The organism is Algoriphagus aquaeductus (assembly GCF_003253485.1).
GTDB lineage: Bacteria > Bacteroidota > Bacteroidia > Cytophagales > Cyclobacteriaceae > Algoriphagus > Algoriphagus aquaeductus.
In genome coordinates this window covers 57,040-64,913 of record NZ_QKTX01000021.1, presented here as the reverse complement: position 1 = coordinate 64,913, position 7,874 = coordinate 57,040, and the positions used below count along the sequence as shown (strand labels likewise).

The 7,874-nt window shown below is 47.2% G+C and carries 4 protein-coding genes; all 4 read right to left on the bottom strand.

Annotation, left to right across the window (positions count from 1 at the left end; translation table 11 throughout):
- Positions 1-130: 130 nt before the first annotated feature.
- Positions 131-1,816 (bottom strand): metallophosphoesterase family protein, encoded by a 1,686-nt coding sequence (locus tag CLV31_RS19965; protein WP_111394855.1) that lies wholly within the window; start codon positions 1,814-1,816, stop codon positions 131-133.
- A complete protein-coding gene (locus CLV31_RS19960; protein WP_111394854.1) occupies positions 1,813-2,904 on the bottom strand; it encodes an alkaline phosphatase family protein in 1,092 nt (363 codons plus the stop codon). The genes CLV31_RS19965 and CLV31_RS19960 overlap by 4 nt, the downstream gene beginning before the upstream one ends.
- 74 nt (positions 2,905-2,978) lie before the next feature.
- Positions 2,979-4,529 (bottom strand): SusD/RagB family nutrient-binding outer membrane lipoprotein, encoded by a 1,551-nt coding sequence (locus tag CLV31_RS19955; RefSeq protein ID WP_111394853.1) that lies wholly within the window; start codon positions 4,527-4,529, stop codon positions 2,979-2,981.
- 38 nt (positions 4,530-4,567) lie between these two features.
- A complete protein-coding gene (locus CLV31_RS19950) occupies positions 4,568-7,783 on the bottom strand; it encodes a SusC/RagA family TonB-linked outer membrane protein (protein WP_111394852.1) in 3,216 nt (1,071 codons plus the stop codon).
- Between the last annotated feature and the right edge of the window lie 91 nt (positions 7,784-7,874).

Below are 7,874 nucleotides of genomic sequence, written 5' to 3'. Positions count from 1 at the left end.
TCATCTTCCATAGGTCAATAAATTTAGACTATGGAATATACTAAAATGGGGTGTAAAATATTTAATTTCAAATCAAATATTTTACACCCCACCTGACAGGTGTTCAAAACATGTCTGGTCTGATTCCCAATCAAGGCTTTTTTCGGAAAGTTACTTCATCCAATACCTCTCCTGTGATCCCAAAAACCTGAAGTTTGAATTCCGCTTTGTTTACTTCAGCAATTGCCACGTGATTTTTTTTGATGATTCGATCCATTTTTGGAAAATCCGAATCTTGCCCTTCCGGCTCCAATCCACCGCCAGCCCCGCCTACGATCAAAAATTGGACAGTATTACCTGAGAATTCCATGGTCAGCCGTTCGTAATCATGGGTGTGTCCTGCCACGACCAAGTCGATTTTGCCTTGGTGAAAATAGGGCTCCAGCAGGTCACGAATGCTCTTTTCCCCATGGTAGCCGGGCCAACCCTGTGAATAAGGAGGCTGATGAAGCACGATCATTTTCCAAGGGGATTGATTCCACGAATCTGAGTTCAGGACTTGTTCAACCATTTTTCTTTGAGCAGAATTTTCGGGAATACTGACCGGGAAATTTTCATTGGGATCTAGCGTCAGGATTGCGAGCGGGCCCACTTGCTGGAATCCATAGCGCGGTTCTTTGGCTCTGAATACGTAGGATCGAAGCAAAACCGGATCAAGATCTTCGTAAAATCCATCGTAATCGTGATTGCCCGGCACAGGCAGTTGAGCAGTATTCATCAGGCTGAGCTTCTGGAGAAAGCGGGGATAGGCATATTCCTCCGAACCGTTATTGACCAAGTCACCTGCACCGATGCTGAGGTCGACCTGCTTTTCCCTGATCAAATGGGCGATCTGATGAAAAGTGGCCCAGCCTCCCTGAGCATCTCCCCACAGGGCAAGCTTGACTTGATCCCCAAACTCAGGCCTGACAAACTCATAACTTCCCTGAAATACCTTGTCTTGAAAAAGCTCAAAACGGATCGAATCTTCAAGGAAAGGCAATGTGAAAATGCCATCTACTGCATTCAATTCAAGCTTTTCACCAGTTGAAAGCCGAATACTTGCCTCACCGCCTTTTTCGCTTACCCACCGGACAAACCAAGTCTGATCGGCACCAAGCATCAGCACAGGATCTGTCATCAAGACCGGGAAATCTTCCAATTCTTGTTTCTTTTCCACCCAAGTCAGTCTCTCCAAGTTTGACTTTTGTACAGAATCATTAAGTAGCTGGACTTTGCGTACAGCCAAGATCGAATCCCGAGCGTACTTTTTTTGGTTTTGCCAGTCTGCAAATCTTTCCTCTGAAATCCATCTGACTTTTCGCAGACCACCCGCCATGGCATTGTTGACCACCCGAATGGTCAGGCGGAATTCTCCTTCGGAAGCAATTGGAAAAAATTCCCCATCCTTGGCCCGAGGAATCCGAACTTCATTTGCCCAAAGCTGTACACCGTCATCTCCATCAATAAATAGGATACCCTTCTCCAGATTCACTTCCTTTTGATACCAAAGGGAATGGTTGGGAAATGAAATGCGATGCGGTAGATTCAGATTTTCTCCTTTCCCAAACTCAGGAAGTACCCGTTCGATTCCAGGAAGGGAGTCTTTCCCCATAAAGGTCCAGCCCGAATCCAGCTCGAGCATATTCTCAGGCCAAGCTTCTATCAAAAAGTCACCGATCAACTCCTCCTCAGCAAAAAATGCCTCCCGATAGGTCGGAGAGGCATTTTCAGTGGAGATTTTTACACAGGACAGACAGGCTAGCCCGGTGATAATTCCGACAATCAATTTCTTCATTTGATCATTTCTTTCACCGCAGGTGCAGCCTTAGCGTCTGGGTAAGGCATGCCCAAAAGTTGGAAGACCGTTCTAGCCACCATCGCAGACGACCACTGACCTTCGATTTTCATTTCGCCAGTAGCAGGAGTGTCAGGACCCATCGCCATCAGCCAGATTTGTCCGGCCTGAGGCACGTCGGCTCCATGGCTTTTCCAGCTGTTTTTGGTAATGCCGCGGCCATGATCCACGCTGATGATTAAGGTTGTTTTGTCTTTGTATTGTGGGTCAGCCTGGAGGGTTTCCCAGATTTCTTTGATGTATTGATCTGTCTGCTTGGCTGACCAGATGTACTGATCGTACTTGCCTCCATGCGCCCAATCATCCGTTTCTCCATAGGCTATGTAGAGTACTTTGGGCTTGTGCTTTTTGATGGCTTCGAGTGCGTAATGATGCGTGAATGGATCCAATCTCACCCCGCCCCAAGGACCTCGGATCTCCTGCTGAAGACGATTGATGGTTTTTTCTACATCGGTAAGATTGTCGCCTGTGGCCAGGTCAAATCCTGCGTTGACCGGAATGCCGCTTCGCTCTTTATTGATAATGTAGGGAAATACATCCCAACTGCCGAAAGCCATCACTTTTCCCTTGTAAGCAGGAGTTTGATTGAGGTATTCGAGAAAAGTCACATTGGGATTGTTGATCTTGGAGTTGGAGTTGATGCGGGCATCGTCTGCAAAACCACTCAGGACTTCATTATAGCCAGGGTAGGAAAACCACATGTTGTTACTGTTGTCCACCTTGTTGCTATAGGCGCGGTTGCCATAGAGTTGACCTTGCTTGGCGATGGTATTCCAGAAAAAGGGAAACAGCATTTCTCTACGCTTGATCGGATCAGGATGCCAGTAGTCTGCCAAAAGTGAACCCGCGCGATCGATCAATCCTGTGTCGTCCACCATCAGGGAGTCAGCTCCTTTGAAAAGCTCCTGCCAACGCAGTCCATCAAAGGTTATCAGCACAATATTCTCAGTTTTGGTGGTTTTTGTTTGGGCAAAAGCCCCCAGGCTAAGTGCTCCTACCAAGAGAAGCAAAAGGGATAATTTCTTCATTGTTTTTAGGGTTGAAAAGAATCTGCCAACCAAATTGGTCGGCAGATCTTGGAGTTTATGTAAAAGATTCTTGATTATTTCACATCCCACCATACGCGGGTGGTGATCGCATCGGCACCCTGACGTGCAATCGCTGCTTTGTAGTTATCACCGTTGAGTGACTGCACACTAACTGGATACATAAATCTCACCGGAACGGTCGATATAAAGGCAGCTGGACCTGGCTTGATATCGGGATATCCAGTTCTCTTCCAGTCATGCCATGCTTCCATTCCACTGAAAAAGAGTGCCAACCATTTCTGGGTGCCAATCTTGGCCAATTTTTCCTGAGTCGTACCAGTGTAAGCCACTTTAGGCTGTGCAAAGTAGGCATCATCCACTACCAATCGGCTGGCAATTGTTGGCTGATTGATCACGGTGTAGCGGGCACGGTAGTAATCCACGGATGCTTTCACTCCATTTTTGTAATACTCTTCAGCTGACCCAACTGTAATAAATCCACGCTCTCTAGCCTCAGCAAGGATAAATTGTACCTCTGCATAGCTCATCAAGATTGCTTGGTATCCGATAGGGTTAGCTTGAGAAGTACACGCCTGACATGCCCACAGTAGACCCACTCTGGACAGGTAGTTCGAACCACCCTTTGCAGGATCACCTGATGGAGCATACTTCAACGCTTCCTCATCACCCAATCCGTTTGGCACCCCTTCATAAGCTGTCACAGGCCCGACTACACCTGCGGCAGAGTTGGTGGTAGGCTGTGCATAGGCAAACAATCTAGGATCATTTAAATCCTTGAGTGTATTTTCCATTTTCTCGCTGAGACGTACTTCATCAAATGAACCTGAACGGGTAGTGTACAAGGGATGCTGATTAGGTACATCTTGAAGGTACTGAAGGACAGCCTCTTCGCTGGTAGAAGCGAAAATCGGAGACTGGGCAGGATTGCTTACGATTGCCTGCATCGCTTGGGATGGATTCACACGGTCGGAAAGACGCATCAGAATACGGAGACGCAGTGAATTGGCAAACTTTTTCCAACGGGTCACATTTCCATTGAACAGGATGTCGCCGTCCACTCGTTCGGTCGTAGTACCCAAAAGCGCATTGGCTTCTTCCAATTCTTTCAACACTCCTGCATAGATCACTTCCTGAGAATCAAACTTAGGATAGTTGACTCCTGCTTTTGCCTGAAGGGCTTCTGTGTAAGGGATTTCACCGTATGCGTCAGACATGTAGGCAAACAAATGAGCTCTCATCACTTTGGCGATGCCCACGTAGTTTTGTTGCTTGGCTTCCCCGGAGATTTCGATAATGTTATTGATATCTCGGAGTGCATTGTAGAAGGAACCATATGGGCTTCCTTGAGGCCCCCAATTGTATCGGTCTTCGTTGGTAAACTGGATTTTGGCCGTGTACTGCATCACGATATTGCCATATCCCCAGGAGTTGCCTGCGATTTCATTGGTGGTGCTTCGCAAAATGTTTGGAAGAAGCAGTGCCGAAGAAACCTTCTCAGGACTGTTTGGATTGACGTTGATTTTTTCAAAATCCTGGTCGCAGCTACTCACACTCAGTAAGAGTGCAAGCGCTAATCCGGAAAAGTATCTTTTATTCAAGTTCATAAGTTCTGTCTGTTAATTGATGAGCGATTGATCGCAGATTAGAATTTGACATTCAGGTTAAATCCGATATTTCGGGTAGACGGGAAAGCCATATCTTCCACCCCAGGGATCAAAGTTCCTCCGCCCATAGCCATGGTCTCAGGATCGAAGTGAGGATTCTCTGTCCAAAGCGCTAGGTTTCTGGCCACCAAAGAGATTTTGACATCTTGGATAGGCATTTTGCCTAGGACACTTCTCGGAATGGTATATCCGATCGTCACTTCTCTGAGCTTCAAGAATGTCGCATCATACTTTGCTGCTTCCACGTTGTTTCGCTCGTAGTAGCGGTTGTGCCAGTTTCTGGAAGTGATCTTGATCGTATTTGGAGTGAAAGAACCGTCCGCATTACGGATCACCCCTTCGGAGATGATACCATTTCCAGGCTGAGTCAAATCGTACCCATTTTCCCGACCCAAGAGTGTCTCTGCCAACTGACCTGAGGTAGAACCGATGGTCTTGGTACGAGAAACCACAATGCCGCCATGACGGTAGTCAAACAAAAAGCCTAGGGAGATTCCTTTGTAACTGAAGTTGTTTTGAAGACCTACCATCCAATCCGGATTGTAGTTTCCTTGATTTACCAGCGTAGGGGAGGTGATCGGCGTACCTGAGGTATTGTGGATGATCTGACCGAAATAAGGAGAGGCAGGATCGTCTACCCGTGCAAATCCGGCACCGTAGATATTACCCATTCGCTCGCCGATTCTGGCTTGGATATTCGCACCGTTTCTACCTGTCAGGGTGTAAGTAGTCAAACCCTCTGTCAACTCAAGTACGTAGCCACGGGTACGGGTGAAGTTGGCCATAAAGTTCCAATTGAAGCCATTGGATGTCCTTACCGGATTTCCACTTAGGACTACTTCGATCCCTTTGTTTTGGATTTGTCCGGCATTGATGATTCGGGATGCATAACCTGTGGCGATGTCCAATTCGATCGGAATGATCTGATTTCGGGTGCGGTTATCAAAGTAGGTGAAGTCCAACCCGATTCTTCCTTCCATAAATCTTACATCGAGTCCAGTCTCGAAAGAAGCAGTTCGCTCAGGCTTCAAATTCGCATTAGAGAGTCTGTTGGACTCAGATTTTGCCTGAATAGTTCCCCAAGCCACTGCGGTATTGTAAACATTGGAAAGCGCATAAGGATCAGTATCGTTACCTACTTCAGCGTATGCACCTCTCAGTTTCAAGAAAGAAATGGCTTTAGGCATCGTGATCATATCCGATACCACAGCGCTTAGGGTAGCCGATGGGTAGAAGTAGCTGTTGTTACTTACCGGAAGCGTACTAGACCAGTCGTTTCGGCCGGTTACATCTAGGAAAAGGACGTTTTTGTATCCGATTTGACCAAAACCATACAGGGAGTTGATTCGCTTTTCGGAGGTAAATTGGTTTACCTGAAGGTTGACCGCCGTATTGGTGAAATTGTAAATACCTGGAATCAGCAACTGAGGGGCCACTGTTTCTACGTATCGATTGTCCTGACGCATGGCATTTCCCCCCACAGCTACACTGTAAGACCAGGTAGGCTTGGTCGTCTCAGAGTAAGTCAAGAGGAAGTCAGAGTTTTGCTCGGAGAAGAAAAGATCGTCCTCTCTGTAGCTTCCTTTCGGGAATCTTTGAGTGCTGAATGCGCGCTTACGGTCTCGGAGTTCGTTATAGGTATCCAGACCGGTACGCATCATCAAAGTCAACTTTGGTGTGAACTTGTACGTCGCCATGACATTGCCGAAGATTCGGTCTTTAGCCTGCCCGTTGGTATTTTCATACACGTTGAAATACGGGTTGTCGTGGTAGTTGTAGTTGTAGTTAAACTGCTGGATTCCTTCCAGTCCCGGCATCCAGTAATTTCTCAGATTGCGAGTATTTACCTGTCTCCCGTACCAAATCCAGAGGTACATCAAGCTTTCTGTACCGTAAGAAATGCTCGGTCTGTTGCCACTTTCGGTGCGCTGGTAGTTGATAGCGGAGTTGACTGTAAGCTTATCGGTTACATTAATTCCACCGTTCATAGCGATGGTATTTCGCTTCAGGTCGGTGTTTGGAATGGTGCCTTTTTGATCCAAGTTGGTCCAAGAAAGTCGGATGTTTGACTTTTCGTTTGCGCCTTCCAAAGCAAAGTTGTTAGACAAAGTCACACCTGTCTGGAAGAAGTCAGAGATGTTATTAGGCTGAGATACCCAAGGTGTAGGAGTAATGGTGCTTCCGGCAGGAGCATTCAAATCACCGCCTCTGAAACCAGGAACAGATCTGGGAGAATCAAACTGTGGGATTAAGGTTCCTTTGTCCAATTCAGGACCCCAGCTTTCGTCCACACCATCTGCTACGCCCGAACCGGCGCCGTTGACAAAGGCAAACTGTCCATTGTTACCTTGTCCATATTTATCCTGCCACTGAGGCAACCTTAAAATACGGTCAAAAGTCGTATTTGAATTGATCGTCACACCCAATCCTTTTTTGCCCTTGCCGGACTTGGTTGTGATCAAAATTGCACCGTTGGCCGCTCTTGAACCATACAAAGCAGCCGCCGCCGGACCTTTTAATACAGTCATAGAAGCTACATCATCCGGGTTGATTTCACCGGCAGCGTTTCCGTAGTCAGTCTCCTGATTACCACGGCCTGAGCTACCCACGATGTTGTTGGAAATAGGCACCCCATCCACTACAAAAAGCGGCTGATTGGCGTTGATATTCAGGGAAGATTCTCCTCGGATAGTCACTCGGGTGGACCCGCCGATACCGGAGGAAGAGTTGGTAATCTGGACACCCGCCACTCGGCCGCTGAGGGAGTTGATGACGTTGGTCTCTCTGGCTTCAGTGAATTGACTTCCGTCCACTGCTTGTACTGAGTAGCCCAATGCTTTGGTTTCTCTCTCCACACCCAAGGCAGTGACCACTACTTCATTGAGAGCTACGCCTTCAGATAAGGTGATATTGATGATGGAAGAAGCACCAACTGCAATCTCTTTGGTCTCAAATCCTACGAAGGAAAATACCAAAGTCTCGCCAATGCTGGCGGGAATGGCATAGGTTCCATCCACGTCAGTCACCGTGCCACGGCTGGTACCTTTGACCAGCACAGTCGCGCCGGGCATAGGTTCGTTTTTCACATCACTTACTTTTCCTGTGACCCGAGCTTGCTGGGCGAAGGAAAAATTGAGGACAAGCAGCATACATGCTGTCAGTATCCCCTGCCAAATGCTTTTTTGAGCAATCATGTTAAGGTAGAAGTTTGAAATAGGTAAACTTTTTGGTTAAAAATTTTACCAAAGCTATACACCCACTGTTCCCTCGGGATTACTCATCTTT

What these genes read in the sequence shown, in the direction of transcription:
- CLV31_RS19965 (WP_111394855.1), bottom strand. Translation starts at nt 1,816, where the DNA reads ATGAAGAAATTGATTGTCGGAATTATCACCGGGCTAGCCTGTCTGTCC.
- CLV31_RS19960 (WP_111394854.1), bottom strand. Translation starts at nt 2,904, where the DNA reads ATGAAGAAATTATCCCTTTTGCTTCTCTTGGTAGGAGCACTTAGCCTG.
- CLV31_RS19955 (WP_111394853.1), bottom strand. Translation starts at nt 4,529, where the DNA reads ATGAACTTGAATAAAAGATACTTTTCCGGATTAGCGCTTGCACTCTTA.
- CLV31_RS19950 (WP_111394852.1), bottom strand. Translation starts at nt 7,783, where the DNA reads ATGATTGCTCAAAAAAGCATTTGGCAGGGGATACTGACAGCATGTATG.